The following is a 15,308-nucleotide window of genomic DNA, read 5'->3' as shown; positions in this document are numbered from 1 at the left end:
CGGTTGGGGGACCGACCTCCCCTGGCTAACCTGCCGGTATGGCCCTCGGCACCGCATCCATCAGGTCGGACCACGCTCGCACCGTCCGCGACATGCTCGCGGCCGGCAAGACGACGTACTCCTTCGAGTTCTACGCCCCCAAGACCCCGAAGGGCGAGCGGAACCTGTGGAACGCGCTGCGCCGGGTCGAGGCGGTGGCGCCCGACTTCGTCTCCGTGACCTACGGCGCGGGCGGTTCCACTCGCGCGGGCACGGTCAAGGCGACCGAGGCGATCGCCTCCGACACCACCCTCACCCCGATCGCCCACCTCACCGCGGTCGACCACTCGGTGGCCGATCTGCGCAACATCATCGGCCAGTACGCCGACGCCGGGATCCGCAACATGCTCGCCCTGCGCGGCGACCCGCCCGGCGACCCCATGGGCGACTGGGTGCCCCACCCGCGGGGCCTCGCCTACGCCGCCGAACTCGTCGAGCTGATCAAGGCGTCCGGCGACTTCTGCGTGGGCGTCGCCGCCTTCCCGGCGATGCACCCGCGCTCCCTCGACTGGGACACCGACGTCCGCCACTTCATCGACAAGTGCCGGGCGGGCGCGGACTACGCCATCACGCAGATGTTCTTCCAGCCGGAGGACTACCTCCGGCTGCGCGACCGGGTCTCGGCCGCAGGCTGTGACACCCCGATCATCCCCGAGGTCATGCCGATCGCGAGCGTGAAGACGCTGGAGCGGATCGGCTCGCTCACCAACGCCGCGTTCCCGGCCGCCCTGAAAGAGCGGATCCTCACAGCACAAGACGATCCGGCCGCTGTACGCTCCATTGGTATCGAATTCGCCACGGAGTTCTGCGCGCGGCTGCTCGCCGAGGGGGTGCCCGGCTTGCACTTCATCACGCTCAACAACTCCACCGCGACACTGGAGATCTACGAAAACCTTGGCCTGCACCACTCAGCGCAGGCCTAGACCGTTCGCACCGGTATACGACACACTGCGTAGCGGCCACTGGGAGAGGGGCGTACATGGGCTGGGCGGTCCTCTACATCGCGTTCGGCATCGTCGCGCTGTGGCTGCTGGGCGAGGTGCTGCTGCAGTACAAGGCGCGGCTGCGCTGGCGGCTGCTGGCCTTCGTCGGGTTCCTCGGTGTCGTCGTCGGTGTCCTGATCCCGTCGGTCGTCGTGATCGGACTGGGCGCGGCCGCCTTCGCGGTCGGGCAGACCTACGTCACCCTGTCGTTCCGCAGCGGCTTCGCGGCCGGCTGGGCGATGAACGCTCCCGCGCTGGGCGGCAGCAAGCGCCGTCGCGGTGAGCGCGGCCGCCAGGAACCGACCCTGGAGGTCTCCGGCCTGGAGGCCGAGGGCGCTCACGACGACGAGGCCGATCCCTACCGCCGCGACGCCGCCTACGGCCAGGACGACGACTACGACCGCGACGACGTCTTCACGCCCGCCCGTCCGGCCCACCAGCCGACGGCCGCCGGGACCACGGGCGTCTACGAGCCGCAGCCCATGCCGGACGACACCGGCTCCTACGGCGTCTACGACAACGGGTACCAGGCCGCGGGACAGCAGGCCCACGACCAGTACGGCGCCCAGGCCGCCGACCAGTCCTACGCCTACGACTACTCCGGCTACGGCCAGCAGCAGGGCTACGACGTCACAGGTCAGCAGCAGTACGCCGCCTACTCCGACCCGTACATCGGCTCGTCGGCCTACGGCCAGGACACGTACGACGGCGGCTACGGCGACCAGCAGTACTACGGCCAGCAGGGCTACGGCCAGGAGCAGTACGCCGGCAACACCGGCACCTACGGCGGCGAGACCCCGCCCGACGGGGTGTGGGTCCCGCAGCAGCGCAACACCGACGAGTACGGGCAGGAGCTGCCGCCGGAGCAGCCGTACCCGTACCAGGGCGGCGGGCAGCAGCCGCAGGGCAACGGCTTCGACGAGCAGTACCGATTCTGAGGCTCGAGTCCCGCCGGGGCGTCGCGCTCACTGCGAGCCGCGGAACTCCGGCCCCTCCACGATCAGTCCCGCGACCAGCGCGCCCGACATGCCCGCGTGCGGCAGTCCGCCGCCGGGGTGGGCCCAGCCGCCCACGGTGAACAGTCCGGGCACCCGCGTGCCGTTGGCCGGATGCAGCAGCCGTCCGCCGGCCGCCGCCAAGGCCGGCACCGGCACCGCCCCGCCCTCCGACCCCGTCTCGTCCGCGGTGTCGGCCGGCGTGTGCACCTCGTGCCAGAGAAGGCGGTCGCGCAGGCCGGGGACGGCGCGTTCGGCGGCGGTGATCATGTGGTCCACGAGGTCGCCGTGAGGCAGGCCGGGCCGCGCGGGCACCGCCGTCGTGAGGGTGACCGCCTCGTGGTCCGCCGGGGCCGGGCGGGGATCGTCGGGCCGTAGCACCGTGACCGTCGGACGGCGGTTCCCGGCGGCCGTGCCGAACAGGTCCGCCAGCTCGGCCTCGCGGTCCCGGGTGTGTACCACCGTGCGGTGTGCGGTGCCCTCGGGGCGGGGGCCGCGCAGGGCGAGCAGCAGGGTCAGCCGGCCGGCCGCCGCGGGCTGCGGCGGAACCTCGCCTTCGCCCCGGCTGACGGCGCCCGCCGCCAGCCGGGCCAGGATGCCGGGCGCGACGCCGGCGATCACGAAGTCCGCCTCCGCGACCGACCCGTCGGCGAGTTCCACCCCGGACGCCCGGCCGTCCTTCTCCAGCACGCCGGTAACCTCGGCGCCGAAGTGGAACGCGACCCTGCGGGCCAGACACCGTTCGTACACCGCCCGGGCCAGCTCGCGCAGACCGCCGCGCACGTACCAGGTGCCGAAGGCGTGCTCCATGTACGGCAGGACGGCCGCGCTCGCCGGGGCGGCCCGGGGGTCCAGGCCGTACCCGAGGGCGTGGCTCTCCAGGAGAGCCGCGAGCCGGGGGTCGCGCAGCTCCCAGGCGCCGATCTCGGCGAGTGTGCCGGCCCGGCGGGTGCGCAGCAGCCGCTTGTGCGGCACCGACGGGTAGGGCTCGCGGTCGGCCAGCACCCGCCAGTTCGGCCAGAGCGGCTCCTCCAGCAGCGGCCGGCGGGTCCGGTCCCAGGCCTCCCGGGCCCGGACCAGGAAGTCGCCCCAGCGCTTCCCGGCGCCGGCGCCGAGCCCTTCGTCCAGGGCGGCGACGACGCCCGCGCGTGAGGCGTTCGGCAGCGACACCTCGGTGCCGTCCGCGAACACGTGCCGGGACGAGGGATCGACCTGGACCAGCTCGACGCAGGACTCCAGCGGCTCCTTGCCGGTCTTGACGAAGAGGTCGCGGTAGACGGCCGGCAGCGGCAGCAGGGCGGGGCCGGTGTCGAAGGAGAACCCGTCACGCTCGAAGCGGCGCAGCGCTCCGCCGTAGGTGTCCGTCCGCTCGTACACCGCCACCCGGTGGCCCGCGACGGCCAGCCGGGCGGCAGCCGTCAGCGCGCCCATCCCGGCGCCGATCACCGCAATCCGTGCCATGCCGCGACTTTATCGGCCCCCACCGACAGCCCCACCGACAGCCCCACTGACCGCTCTGATCGGCGGCCCCGATCGGCGGCCTCCGAGTACGGGCGCGGGGGTGATCGTGACCAGGCGGCGACGGAGTGCTGTGGGGCCCCGTGCGCAGGGCTGAGTATCCGTACCTAGCCGCGCAGTTGAGTACGCGCACGGATGGGAGACGGCCCGCGCGGACGGGAGAGTGGAGACACGGAGAAGGGGCACGGCTCCGGCACCGGCGACACGGGGCGCCGGAACGGAGCCGGCCCACGATCCGCTCCTTCCGCCGGCGGTGTCGGCGGGAGCGAGGCACGGGGGAGAACCGGGGGGGAACCGGGGGACGACCGAACGGGGGTCCTGCGGGGGAACGTACGGGGGAGCAGGAAAACGGGGGAGCAGGGAAGGCGCCGGTTCGAGGTGGCCCGCGGGGGACGCGGCCACAGCGGACCGGCGCCTTCGGCTGTGCGTCGGAGTCCGGTCAGCGGCAGCCGCTCACCCGGCCCTGGAGCAGCCGCGAAAGGGCCGCGTGGACGTCGTCCAGGGAACGCTCCGGCTGGAACGACTTCCAGTCGAGCGCGGCGACCAGGACCATGCCGACCAGTGCCGCCGCCGTCAGCGGCACGTCGATCTCCTCGCTGAACTCGCCGCCCGCCACACCGTCGCGCAGGACGTCCTCCACGACCGCGACGGCCTGCTGCCGGACCACCAGCAGCGTCGACTGCCAGGCCCGGTTGGTGCGCCACAGTTCGGCCACGTAGAGCTGAGTGAAGGCCGGGTAGCGGTCGATGAAGACCAGCCCGGCGCGGATCATCGCGTCCAGGGCGTCGACCTTGCTGCCGCCCTCCCGCGCGGTCCGCTCGGCCGCTTCCCGCAGGGAGGCGGTCAGCAGACCCACTCCGTGCCGCAGCAGTTCTTCGAAGAGGACGGACTTGCTCGCGAAGTTGTAGTAGACCGTGCCCTTCGCGACCCCGGCACGCTCGGCGATCTCGTCCACGGTGGTGGCGGAGAACCCCTGCTCGGCGATGAGCGTGACGGCCGCCTCGTAGAGCTTCTGCCGGGTGGCCTCGCGGCGCGTGCTGCCGCCCGACGCGGCACTGCTGCTTTCCATGGCCCTGATTGTCACAGGAACCTCTCCGGGGGCTGTGACGGCGGGGAGGGGGTGGGCTCGGCAGCGGGCTCGGCGGTGGGGCTCACAGGCTCAGTTCCGGGTGCAGCCGGTCCAGTGTCCACACCTGACGCCGCCGGGCCGCCACGGCGGTCAGCGCGAGGGCGCCCGCGGTGAACGCCGTCAGCACCACGCACGCGTGCCACACCGGTTCGAGACCACCGCCCGTGATGAGCCGCCTCAGGGCCTCGACGACGTAGCTCATCGGCAGGAACGGGTGGAGTGCGTTGAAGAACCCGGGGCTGGTCTGTACGGGGTACGTGCCGCCCGCCGAGGTCAGCTGGAGCATCAGCAGCGCGAGGACCAGGATCCGGCCCGCCGCCCCGAAGCGCGCGTTCAGCCACTGCACGATCGCCGCGAAGCACGCCGTCACCAGGAACAGGAATCCCACCGTCCCGGCCGCCCGTGCCATCTCCAGGCCGACCGCCCAGTGCAGCACCGACATCAGCGCCACCGTCTGCAGCACCCCGATCGCCACCACCGGCAGCCAGCCCGCCAGCGCGATCCGCCACGCCGGGGCGCCCGCGGCGAGCGCCCGCCGGTTCATGGGCGCGATCAGCATGTACGCCACCATCGCCCCCACCCACAGGGACAGCGGGATGAAGTACGGCGCGAACCCGGTGCCGTAGTTGGGCGCCTTGTGCAGGTCCTGGCTGGCGAGCCGGACGGGGTCGGCCATGACCTCGGTGCGCCTGTCGCGGTCCCGTTCGTCGTAGTCGGGGATCTGCCCGGCGCCGTCGTGCAGGCCGCCGGCGAGCTTCCCTGAGCCGCCGACGAGCTTGAAGATGCCGCCGTTGAGGTCGTCCGCGCCCGTCTTCAGCTTGCCGACGCCCTTGTCCAGGCCGACCGCACCGGCCTTGGCCGTGCCGATGCCCTTGTGCAGCTTCTTCGCCCCGGCGGCGACCTCGGCCGCACCGTCGTTCAGCTTGTTGATCTTCTTGACGGCGTCGGCGAGGTCCTCGGAGAGGTGCGGTGCGCGGTCGGCGAGGGCCTGGGACTGCTTCTGGAGGGTGGCGAGGTTCTTGTCGAGCTTGTCCAGGTCGCCGTCCTGGTCCGCGATCAGCGTGTCGACGTCGTCCGCGACGGTGGTCACGTCGGCGGCCGCGTCCTTGGCCTTCTTCAGGTCGGAGCAGGCCGCGTCGGGCAGGACGGGATCGTCGCAGCGCCGGGCGTAGACGTCGTTCAGCGTGCCGGACGCCGCGCGGGCGTTCTTGGCGGCGGCCGGGGCCGTCTTCACCAGGGTGTCCAGGTGCTTGCGGATCACCCCGGAGGAGTCGGCGACCAGTTGGGCGGTGTCGCCGATGGTCTTCTCGTTGCCCTTCAGGAAGGGCCCGACCTTGTCGGCGGTGCCGTCGACCCGGTCGGCGAGCTTCTGGGTGCCCTCCGCGACCCGCTTCGAGCCGTCCTCCAGGTCGCCCGCGCCGGTGTGGAGCTTCTTCAGGCCCGTGGAGAGCTTGCCGCTGCCGTCCTTGGCGTTCCGCAGGCCGTCGGCGAGATCCTTGGAGCCCTTCTCGGCCTTGCCGATGCCGCCCTTGAGCCGGTCGGCCCCCTGCGCCGCCTTCACGGTCTTGCCGTGGATGTCGGAGAACGACACGAAGATCTTGTCCAGGAACGACCGGGACGTCTTCGTGGACGCCGCCTGCCGCACCTCACCGAAGACCGTCCGGGAGATCTGCCCGACGATGTAGTTGTTCGCGTCGTTGGTCCGCACCTGGAGGGCGCCGGTCTCCGGGGTGTCACCGGAGCTGGAGGCGATCCGCTCGCTGAAGTCGGCGGGCATGGTCAGCGAGAGGTAGTAGGTGCCGTCCTCGACGCCCCTGCGGGCCTCGGCGGCGCTGACCTCCTGCCAGTCGAAGGTCTTGCTGGCGTGCAGGCCCTTCGTGATGTCCTCGCCCGCCGTGATCTTCCTGCCGTCGGCCGTCGCCCCCCTGTCGTCGTTCACGAGCGCCACCGGGATCTTGTCCAGACGGCCGTACGGGTCCCAGAACGACCACAGGTACAGGGCGCCGTACAGCAGCGGCAGCACCAGCAGCGCGACCAGAGCCGCGCGCGGCAGCTTCCCCCGCCCGAAGCGGCGCAGCTCAAGCGCGGCCAGTCTCGGCGAGCGCATCGGCCTTCTCCTCTCCCTGGTCGGCCTGGTCGGCCTGCTCGGCCTGGTCGGTTCCCTGATCGGCCTGGTCAGGCTGGTCGGATCCCCGATCGGCCCGGGCGTCCTCGGCGGACGGCTCTTCGGGGCTCTCGGCGGTGGAAACCCTGACGGCGCCCTCGGGGGCCTCGCTGCACACCGCCACGACCGTCGTCCCGGCATCGGCCAGCGACCCGAGCAGCGCCCAGACCTCCTCCCGCTCACCGTCCGCGAGCTTGAGGTCGGTGTCGTCGATGCCGAGCAGCCGCGGCCCGCCGACCAGGGCGAGCGCCACCGACAGTCGCAGCGCCTCCAGGCGCTCCAGGTCCCGTACGGCCGTGCGCGGCCCCTTGGGCAAGGCCTTCAGGTCGAGTCCGGCGGCTTCCAGCGCGGCGTCGGCACGCTGCCCGGCCTCGGCCGCCCGCTCGCTGCGGGGCCGCAGCAGAGCGCGCAGTGAGGTGCCGAACCGCTGCTGGAGGAGCGCCCGCTCCCTAAGGTGCTCGCCGACGGTCAACGCCGGATCGAGGTCGGTGACCCCCGGGACATGAGCCAGCGCGCTGATGCCGCGCACCGCCGCCATCTGCTTCGGCAGCCTCGCGTCGCCCACCGAAGCCGTGCCCTCCGAGACCTTCATCCGCCCCGTCAGCGCGAGCAGCAGGCATGTGCGGCCGGACCCGGACGGGCCCTCGACCGCGACGAGTGTCCCCGGCCCGGCGTCGACGGAGATCCCGCGGACCGCCCACCCCCGTGGCCCCTTGATCCCGAGGCCCTCGGCGGCGATCCGCACCCCTCCCGCCTGTTCCCCCACGAGTCTCCCCTGAATTTGAACTGACTGGTCAGTGCAAAACTACTCCGAACCTACGAGCGAAGCAAAACAGCAGGTCAGAACGGATTGTCAGTGCCATACCTCACGATGGGTCACATACGGCACTCCGTGACCGGACGTGCCGTCACACAGACGACAGGAGGTTCGTCATGGCCAGCTACCACGCAGCAGCCGCCCGCCGGCGCCGCGCCACCGGCCCTGCCCCCTCACTGACCGGCCCGGCGAGCGACGTGCACCCCGTTCTGCGCCGGGCCACGGCCCCGCCCGCCGCCCTCGACCTCCTCGCCCAGGCCCGCGCGAGCCTCGACGAGGCCACCGCCCTGGAGACACCGAACGAGCGCTACGCGACGGCCCACCTCGCCGCCCTGCGCACCGCCGCCGCGGTACTCGCCGCCCGGGGACGTCCGGAGACCTCGCCCCGGGCCCGGGCCAAGATCCGGAGCGCCTGGGAAGTGCTCCCCGAGATCGCGCCCGAACTGACCGACTGGAGCGCGCTGTTCGCCGCTGGCGCCCGCCGCCGGGCCCGGGCCGAGGCCGGTATCCAGGGCGCCGCCACCGGCCGGGACGCCGACGACCTGATACGGGACGTGGCGATGTTCCTGCGCCTCGTCGAGCGGATGCTGGTCCTCCAGCCGGTCCTCCCGCAGCCCCGCCCGGACCAGGACCGGCCGGAGGGCCCCGGCCCGGGGAGGGGCATGCCGGACGCGGGTTGACCGGACGCGGGCCAACCGGACCGTCGGGACGCGGCCCGCCAGGACGCCGACCGGACGCGGGCCATCCGGACGCGGGCCGTCGGGGCGAGGGCCGTCGGGGCGAGGGCAACCGGACGCGGGCAACCGGACGCGGGTCGACCGGACGCGGGCCGACCGGTAGGCGGCAGCCCGGGGCCGGTCGGCGGCCCGGCTCGGAGCGCCTGACCCGAGGGCCGTCCGGCACCGGTCATCCGGACGCCGCGGCCGAGGCAATAGGGTGGGGGACGCCTGAAGTCTTCCCTTCCCGTTGGCCGGGGCCGGGGAGGACGCCCCGTTCACACCGCCGTGCAAGAGGCGGTACCGCGCCGAGGAGTCAACTGCCGTGTCGGACCCGATGCGCCCCCGTGCCTCACTCCGTACCGCCGTGGTCTGGGAGGTCCTCCAGGACGCCCTGGACCGCCGGGTCAAGGCCACGGGTCGGGAGTCGCTGGACGTCCTCGACACCGGAGGCGGCAGCGGCAACTTCGCGGTGCCCGTCGCCCGTCTCGGTCACCGTGTCACCGTCGTCGACCCCAGCCCCAACGCGCTGTTCGCCCTGGAGCGCCGCGCCGCCGAGGCCGATGTCGCCGAGCGGGTCATGGGCGTCCAGGGCGACGCCCACGGTCTCTTCGACGTGGCCGAGCGCGGTGGTTACGACGTGGTGCTGTGCCACGGCGTCCTGGAGTACGTGGACGACCCGGCCGAAGGCGTCCGCAACGCGGTCGCGGCCCTGCGCGCGGAGGGCGTCCTCAGCCTGCTCGCCGCCGGCCTCGGAGGTGCCGTGCTGGCACGCGCCCTCGCCGGGCACTTCAAGGAGGCCCGGCAGGCCCTCGACGACCCGAACGGGCGATGGGGCACGGGTGATCCCGTACCGCGCCGCTTCACCGCCGAGCAGCTCACGGGCCTGGTCGAGGCCGCGGGTCTGCGCGTCGGCGCCGTGCACGGGGTGCGGGTCTTCGCCGACCTCGTGCCCGGCGTCCTCGTCGACACCGAGCCCGGAGCGCTGGAAGCGCTGCTGAAGCTGGAGGAGGCCGCGGCCGAGCTCCCCGCCTTCCACTCGGTGGCCACGCAATTGCACATCCTCGGTGAGACCGGCGGGACCGGTGCGACAGCTGGGGTGGACGAGACCGATGGGGCTGCCGAGGCCTGAGCTGCTTCGTGAGGTACCGCCGCTGATCAGCGCCTGGGCTGCGCATGGAGTACGCCACAGGCCCCCCGAATGGAGGCGGCGCGCCGTATGATCGAGGGAGACCGTTCCGGCATGACGGGTCGGCCGCCGGGGAATGCAAGCCTCAGCGAGCCGGGACGCCCATGGCGGGGTCCGGTTGGTCAATTGGCGCAGAGGGGCGGGTTTCACGGGGGCGATTCCCTGCCTATCCTGAAGGGACCCCCCGGGTCGCCCCGGCGACTGCACGATGAGGAGGACTCCGTGCCGCTCTCGGAGCACGAGCAGCGCATGCTCGAGCAAATGGAGCGAGCGCTGTACGCCGAAGATCCCAAGTTCGCGACAGCGCTTGAGGGAAGCGGGCTGCGCACGTACACCCGGCGACGGGTTTACCAGGCGGTCGCCGGCTTCCTCGTAGGTATCGCGCTCCTCATGGCTGGAATGGTCGCCAAGCAGGTCTGGCTCAGCGTCGTGGGCTTCCTCGTCATGCTGGGCTGTGCGGTGCTCGCCGTCACCGGCTGGCGCAAGGCTCCCAAGCCGGGTGAACAGGCTGCCGGTGCCGCCGGGCCCCAGGCCCGCCGACAGGGTCGGCAGCGCCGCTCCGTGATGGACCGCATCGAGCAGCGCTGGCAGAAGCGCCGCGATGAACAGGGCGGCCACTAGCCCTCCGCGGGGCCTCTCCAGGCCCACGTGTGAACACGTACGTCAGGGGGTGACCACCGGATCGGTGGTCACCCCCTGACGTATGCGTCGGCCAGCCGGGGCCAGACCCTCGCATCGGTCGCCCCCCCCGGTCGACGGTGCACCGTGTGCCGGATGCGTGGCGCGGGAACGCGACCCGGTCCGCCGATCCCGCATACGCGAAGGTCGGCCGGCGCACCCGCGCCGGCCGGCCTGAGCCGCTCGTGTCCCTCAGCCCTGCTGGCCCGACGCCTTCCGCCAGGTCGGCCGCATCGCCACGGCGCGCTCCCGGACGCCCGTCCACCAGGCCGACGCCGCCCACACCACCCGCACGGTGGAGCGGGGAGCCACGAGCGCCCGGAGCCGGGCCGGGCGGCTGACCGCCGCGCCGAGGCCCGCCGTCGCACGGCGGACATCGTCCGTGAGGCCCGCAACCGGGCGGGGGCGCGGTGCGTACAGAACCTGCTCCACCGCGTTCGCCACCCGGTGCACCGAGGCCGCGGCCGTCGCGTCGAGGTCGCCCAGCCGGACGATACGGGCGGCCGCCTTGCGCGGTGTCTGTGACTCGTCCGGCGTGATGCCGAAGTCCCACGCCGTGTCGGTCAGCTCCTGCCAGACGGCCAGCACGTGCGGCGCCGCGTCCGCCTCGCTGCGGCCGTGCGCCCCGAGGCGTATCGCGCGCGTCCGCAGCCGCCACAGCATCGGTGCCAGGGGAAGCGCGAGGACGGCCAGACCGGCGAGGGCCCACACCAGGAACGCGTACCACTTCGGGCCGTCGTCGTCCGTGGGCAGCGCCGCCTGCGGCGACTCGCTCGCGCAGCCGCCGTCCAGCCTCCTCTGCTCCGGGGTGCAGGACTCGCGTTCCGACGGCGCCGCGGAGGGCGCGGTGGACGTCGCCTCGGACGGCCGCGCCGGGTCCGGCACCGTGCTGTCGGGGCTGTCCGGCACGGTGTACGACGGTATCGAGCCGCGGTTCGGGGTGGGCTCGAAGCGGGTCCAGCCCACGCCCTCGAAGTACAGCTCCGGCCAGGCGTGCGCGTCGCGCAGCCCCACGGACACCGAGCCGTCCGCCTGCGGGGAACCGGGCGCGAAGCCCACCGCGACCCGGGCCGGGATGCCCAGGGAGCGGGCCATCGCCGCCATCGCGAAGGAGAAGTGCACGCAGAAACCCTGCTTGTCCTTCAGGAAACGGGCGATGGCCTGCGAGCCGCTGCCCACCTGCACCTGCGTGTCGTACTCGAAGCCGCCGGTCACGGCGAACCAGTCCTGGAGCTTCACCGCCTGGTCGTACGGGTTGGCGGCGCCCGCGGTGACCTGGCGGGCGGTGCGGCCCACCACCGACGGCAGCGAGTCGGGCAGCTCGGTGAAGTCGCCCTCGATGTCCGCGGGCGGCGGCCCCGCCGCGGCGAGCTGCTCCGCCGTCGGCTCCATCTCCAGGCTCTTGACCTGATACGTCAGGCCCCGCGTGTTCTGCCCGTGGTCGCCGACCAGGGTCATGCCCTCCGGCTCGTAGCGCCAGTTACCGCTGATGCGCACGCCGCTCGGCGGGTACGGCATGGGCAGCCAGTCCTGGGCGTACCAGTCGGCCGCCGTGATCGTGGTGTCGACCTCCGTGCGCTTGACGTCCGGGCTGAGGCCGACCGGGTCCGGGAAGGTGCCGTCGGGAACGGCGGTGATGGACCGCCGGGACGGCTTCCACGTGGTGCCGTCGAAGTCGTCCAGGGACACGATCCGCAGATACAGGTCCGAGACGTCTTCCATCTTCGTCCGCACGGACAGGACCTGCTGGTCCTCGTCCGCGTTCAGGCTGTCCCGCAGCGACACCAGCGGGTTCACGGCGGAGATCGTGCCCCCGCCGCCGGGGCCGCCGCCCGCGCCGGCTCCCACGGAGTCCAGCAGGCCGCCGTTCATCGCCGGCAGGCCGAGCGGCACCACCAGGGCGATGCCGAGCGCGACCACGCCGATGCGCCGGCCCGTGCGGACCGGGGCGACCGCGCCGGTCCGCTCCTCGCCGGACGTGCGCGGAGCACCGCCGAAGACCCGGCCCCACTGTGAGAGCCGGTCCCGCCCCTCGGCCAGGAGCAGCATCAGATAGCCGGCCGCCGCCACCAGGAACCACAGCCAGTCGGCGCCCCCGTCGGACAGCCCGGCGGCCACGGAGTACAGCGCCAGCAGGGGCAGCCCGGCCGGAGCGGCGCTGCGGAAGGTCACCGCGAGGGTGTCCACCAGCAGCCCGATGACCAGGACCCCGCCTATGAGCATCAGCCGGATGCCGTCGGACTCCAGGGGCGCCGGGATCGCGTACCGGGCGATGTCGTCCCCGCCCTGCTGGAGCAGGACCGCGAAGCGGTCGAAGGCCTGCGGCCCGGGGATCAGCCCGGCCAGGGCCTGCTCGCGGGCGAACACGAAGGTCAGCAGCACGACGGTGACCACGGCCTGCGCCGCGACGGTCAGCGGCCGGGCCAGCGGCACCCTGCGGGCAGCGGCGCCCACGCCCGACTGCAGGGCCAGCAGGAAGGCCGCCTGAACGATCCACGTGGCCGGCTTGACCAGGGGCAGCAGGGCGCACGCGGCCATCAGCGTGGCCGCCCAGGCGCCCAGCGTCAGTCGTACCCGCCCGCTCATCCCGGTCCCTCCCCGCCGCTCGCGGCGGCCACGCCCCTGCGCTCCCGGTCGGCCTGCCGCCACACCTCGGCCACGGAGGCGCCCCGCGGCACCCGCAGGGCCGTCCAGCCGGCCTCCCGCAGCATCCGCAACCGGTCTTCGCTCCTGTCCAACGGACCCGGGACGTCGCTCGGTTCCCGCCCCCAGCTCTCACTGTCCAGTACGAAGGCGACCGCACCCGGGCTGCGCTGCCGCATCCGGCCCAGCACCGCCGCCTGGTCCTCGTCCAGGTCGCCGAGGAAGGCCAACAGCAGCCCCTCGTTCCCGCCGCGCAGCACGTCGTAGGCCCGGGACAGACCCGCGCCGTCGGAGTGGTCGATCACCGCGAGGGTGTCCATCATCAGCCCGGCCGCGTCCGCGGACTCCTGGCTCGCCCCCGCGAAGCCGTCACCGCCCTCACCGGGCACCGCGTTGCCGGTGTCCGTCAACAGCCGCACGGAGTAACCCCGTTCGAGCATGTGCAGCAGCACGGACGCGGCGCCCGACACGGCCCACTCGAAGGCCGAGTCCGGTCCCGCGCCCTCGTAGGCGATGCCCCGGGTGTCCAGCAGCACCGTGCAGCGGGCGCGCTGCGGCTGCTCCTCGCGGCGCACCATCAGCTCGCCGTAGCGGGCGGTGGAGCGCCAGTGCACGCGGCGCAGGTCGTCGCCGTAGCGGTAGCCGCGCGGGATCACGTCGTCCTCGCCGGCCAGGGCGAGTGAACGCTGCCGGCCGTCGCCGTACCCCTTGGCCTCACCGCTGAGGCGCACCGGCGCCAGCGGCTCCACGCGCGGGATGACCGTGAGGGTGTCGTGCGTCGAGAAGGACCGGGTCAGCTCGCACATGCCGAACGGATCGGTCAGGCGCAGTTGGAGCGGGCCCAGCGGGTAGCGGCCGCGCAGGTCGGAGCGCACCCGGTAGGACACCTCGCGCCGGCCGCCCGCCTCGACCCGGTCGAGCACGAAACGCGGCCGGGGCCCGAGCACGTACGGCACCCGGTCCTGGAGCATCAGCAGGCCCGTCGGCAGCCGCGAGACGTTGTCCATCCGCAGGTGGACCCGGGCCTCGTTGCCCGCGGGCACACGCGCGGGGGAGAGCCGGCGGCTGCCCGCGACCCGGTAGCGCGTGCGGTACAGCACCGCCGCGCACACCAGCGGCAGCACCGCCAGCAGCAGACCCACGCGCAGCAGGTCGGCCTGCCCGAGCACATACGAGCAGATCGCGGCCGCGACGCCGGCGGCCAGGAAGGAGCGTCCGCGGGTGGTCAGACCGGCCAGGGCGGTGCGGATGCCGCCCTTCTCGCCCCGGTCGGCTTCCGCGTACCCCGTCCCCGCGGTGGTCATCACAGCCTCCGCGGCGGCTGCTGGGGATAGGCCGGCGCCGTACGGTCGAGGCCGCCGAAGCCCCCCTGCTGCTGCGGCGCCGCGGTCGGCACCGGGGTGCGCTGCAGGATCTCCTCGACGACCTGCTCGGCGGTGCGCCGGTTGAGCTGGGCCTGGGCGGTGGGCAGCAGCCGGTGGGCCAGGACGGCGACGGCGAGGGCCTGGACGTCGTCCGGCAGCGCGTACTCCCGGCCGCTGAGGGCCGCGGACGCCTTCGCCGCGCGCAGCAGGTGCAGCGTCGCGCGCGGGGAGGCGCCGAGTCTCAGGTCGGGGTGCGTGCGGGTGGCGCCGACCAGTTCGACCGCGTAGCGCTTGACGGGCTCGGCGACGTGCACGCCGCGCACCGCCTCGATGAGCTTGAGGATCTCGTGAGCGTGGGCCACGGGCTGGAGGTCCTCCAGCGGCGAGACGCCGCCGTGCACGTCCAGCATCTGCAGCTCGGCCTCCGCGCTCGGGTAGCCCACCGACACCCGGGCCATGAAGCGGTCGCGCTGGGCCTCCGGCAGCGGGTAGGTGCCCTCCATCTCGACCGGGTTCTGCGTCGCCACCACCATGAAGGGGCTGGGCAGCTCGTAGGTCTTGCCGTCGATGGTGACCTGGCGCTCCTCCATCGACTCCAGAAGCGCGGACTGCGTCTTGGGCGAGGCGCGGTTGATCTCGTCGCCGATCACCACCTGCGCGAAGATCGCGCCCGGCTTGAACTCGAAGTCACGGCGCTGCTGATCCCAGATGGACACACCGGTGATGTCCGACGGCAGCAGGTCCGGTGTGAACTGGATGCGCCGCACCGAGCAGTCGATGGACCGCGCCAGTGCCTTGGCCAGCATCGTCTTGCCGACGCCCGGGACGTCCTCGATCAGCAGGTGTCCCTCGGCGAGCAGTACGGTCAGCGAGAGCCGTACGACCTCGGGCTTGCCCTCGATCACGCCTTCCACCGACTCCCGCACGCGCTCCACCACGGCGGTCAGATCAGTGAGGCTCGCTCGATCGTCATAGGTCGTCACCCGGCCCTCCTCGGCCTTTCCCCTGCTCCCAAGGAGCACGGGATACCCCATTTTCCCGGGCCGACGCCGCATGACGCGGGCCGGCCCACC

At 73.2% G+C, this 15,308-nt stretch carries 12 protein-coding genes; 5 read left to right on the top strand and 7 right to left on the bottom strand.

Translation table 11 applies throughout. The annotated features are described in order from the left end of the window. Window positions 1-38 precede the first annotated feature (38 nt). Window positions 39-962, top strand: coding sequence for a methylenetetrahydrofolate reductase [NAD(P)H] (gene metF / locus ACFY9S_RS14755; protein WP_102907898.1), 924 nt, complete (start codon window positions 39-41; stop codon window positions 960-962). 56 nt (window positions 963-1,018) lie between these two features. Then, window positions 1,019-1,960, top strand: a complete 942-nt coding sequence (locus ACFY9S_RS14750) for a hypothetical protein (RefSeq protein WP_391127529.1) — start codon at window positions 1,019-1,021, stop codon at window positions 1,958-1,960. 27 nt (window positions 1,961-1,987) lie between these two features. Here the strand turns inward: ACFY9S_RS14750 and ACFY9S_RS14745 are convergent, their stop codons facing one another. From ACFY9S_RS14745 to ACFY9S_RS14730, 4 genes are all read right to left on the bottom strand, one after another. Next, entirely contained in the window at window positions 1,988-3,478 is a 1,491-nt protein-coding gene (locus ACFY9S_RS14745; RefSeq protein WP_391127526.1) for an FAD-dependent oxidoreductase, read from the bottom strand. Window positions 3,479-3,974: 496 nt separating this feature from the next. Next, window positions 3,975-4,604 carry a TetR/AcrR family transcriptional regulator gene (locus ACFY9S_RS14740; protein WP_102913224.1) on the bottom strand — a complete coding sequence of 210 codons (630 nt, stop codon included), beginning with the start codon at window positions 4,602-4,604 and terminating at the stop codon, window positions 3,975-3,977. 82 nt (window positions 4,605-4,686) lie between these two features. Further along, window positions 4,687-6,771, bottom strand: a complete 2,085-nt coding sequence (locus tag ACFY9S_RS14735; RefSeq protein WP_391127523.1) for a YhgE/Pip family protein — start codon at window positions 6,769-6,771, stop codon at window positions 4,687-4,689. Next, a complete protein-coding gene (locus ACFY9S_RS14730; RefSeq protein ID WP_391127520.1) occupies window positions 6,743-7,594 on the bottom strand; it encodes an ATP-binding cassette domain-containing protein in 852 nt (283 codons plus the stop codon). Before ACFY9S_RS14730 ends, ACFY9S_RS14735 begins: the two co-directional genes overlap by 29 nt. A 167-nt stretch (window positions 7,595-7,761) precedes the next feature. Here ACFY9S_RS14730 and ACFY9S_RS14725 point away from each other — a divergent pair, with 167 nt between their 5' ends. The 3 genes from ACFY9S_RS14725 (at window position 7,762) to ACFY9S_RS14715 (ending at window position 10,171) form a co-directional block, all read left to right on the top strand. Continuing rightward, complete coding sequence (locus ACFY9S_RS14725) at window positions 7,762-8,325, top strand: SAV_6107 family HEPN domain-containing protein (RefSeq protein WP_391127517.1); 564 nt, start codon at window positions 7,762-7,764, stop codon at window positions 8,323-8,325. 361 nt (window positions 8,326-8,686) lie between these two features. Continuing rightward, window positions 8,687-9,493: a methyltransferase gene (locus tag ACFY9S_RS14720; RefSeq protein WP_391127515.1), complete on the top strand. Its 807-nt coding sequence runs from the start codon at window positions 8,687-8,689 to the stop codon at window positions 9,491-9,493. A 279-nt stretch (window positions 9,494-9,772) separates the two neighbouring features. Further along, on the top strand, window positions 9,773-10,171 hold the full coding sequence (locus tag ACFY9S_RS14715) for a DUF3040 domain-containing protein (RefSeq protein WP_102912203.1): 399 nt from the start codon (window positions 9,773-9,775) through the stop codon (window positions 10,169-10,171). Window positions 10,172-10,420: 249 nt separating this feature from the next. Here the strand turns inward: ACFY9S_RS14715 and ACFY9S_RS14710 are convergent, their stop codons facing one another. From ACFY9S_RS14710 to ACFY9S_RS14700, 3 genes are read right to left on the bottom strand one after another with little or no spacing between them, the layout of a single operon-like run. After that, window positions 10,421-12,814 carry a transglutaminaseTgpA domain-containing protein gene (locus ACFY9S_RS14710; protein ID WP_391127511.1) on the bottom strand — a complete coding sequence of 798 codons (2,394 nt, stop codon included), beginning with the start codon at window positions 12,812-12,814 and terminating at the stop codon, window positions 10,421-10,423. Next, window positions 12,811-14,175 carry a DUF58 domain-containing protein gene (locus tag ACFY9S_RS14705; protein ID WP_391127508.1) on the bottom strand — a complete coding sequence of 455 codons (1,365 nt, stop codon included), beginning with the start codon at window positions 14,173-14,175 and terminating at the stop codon, window positions 12,811-12,813. Before ACFY9S_RS14705 ends, ACFY9S_RS14710 begins: the two co-directional genes overlap by 4 nt. Continuing rightward, complete coding sequence (locus ACFY9S_RS14700) at window positions 14,175-15,218, bottom strand: MoxR family ATPase (protein WP_102912206.1); 1,044 nt, start codon at window positions 15,216-15,218, stop codon at window positions 14,175-14,177. Before ACFY9S_RS14700 ends, ACFY9S_RS14705 begins: the two co-directional genes overlap by 1 nt. Between the last annotated feature and the right edge of the window lie 90 nt (window positions 15,219-15,308).

It is taken from the genome of Streptomyces sp. NPDC012474 (genome assembly GCF_042955185.1).
In the GTDB taxonomy this organism is placed as follows: domain Bacteria; phylum Actinomycetota; class Actinomycetes; order Streptomycetales; family Streptomycetaceae; genus Streptomyces; species Streptomyces cahuitamycinicus.
The sequence above is the reverse complement of the archived record's forward strand: the minus strand, read 5'-3'. Positions and strand labels throughout refer to the sequence as shown.

Bases quoted from the DNA above. Each gene is read 5' to 3' on its own strand.
- ACFY9S_RS14710 (WP_391127511.1), bottom strand. From the start codon at position 12,814: ATGAGCGGGCGGGTACGACTGACGCTGGGCGCCTGGGCGGCCACGCTG.
- ACFY9S_RS14750 (WP_391127529.1), top strand. From the start codon at position 1,019: ATGGGCTGGGCGGTCCTCTACATCGCGTTCGGCATCGTCGCGCTGTGG.
- ACFY9S_RS14705 (WP_391127508.1), bottom strand. From the start codon at position 14,175: ATGACCACCGCGGGGACGGGGTACGCGGAAGCCGACCGGGGCGAGAAG.
- ACFY9S_RS14725 (WP_391127517.1), top strand. From the start codon at position 7,762: ATGGCCAGCTACCACGCAGCAGCCGCCCGCCGGCGCCGCGCCACCGGC.
- ACFY9S_RS14735 (WP_391127523.1), bottom strand. From the start codon at position 6,771: ATGCGCTCGCCGAGACTGGCCGCGCTTGAGCTGCGCCGCTTCGGGCGG.
- metF (WP_102907898.1), top strand. From the start codon at position 39: ATGGCCCTCGGCACCGCATCCATCAGGTCGGACCACGCTCGCACCGTC.
- ACFY9S_RS14740 (WP_102913224.1), bottom strand. From the start codon at position 4,604: ATGGAAAGCAGCAGTGCCGCGTCGGGCGGCAGCACGCGCCGCGAGGCC.
- ACFY9S_RS14745 (WP_391127526.1), bottom strand. From the start codon at position 3,478: ATGGCACGGATTGCGGTGATCGGCGCCGGGATGGGCGCGCTGACGGCT.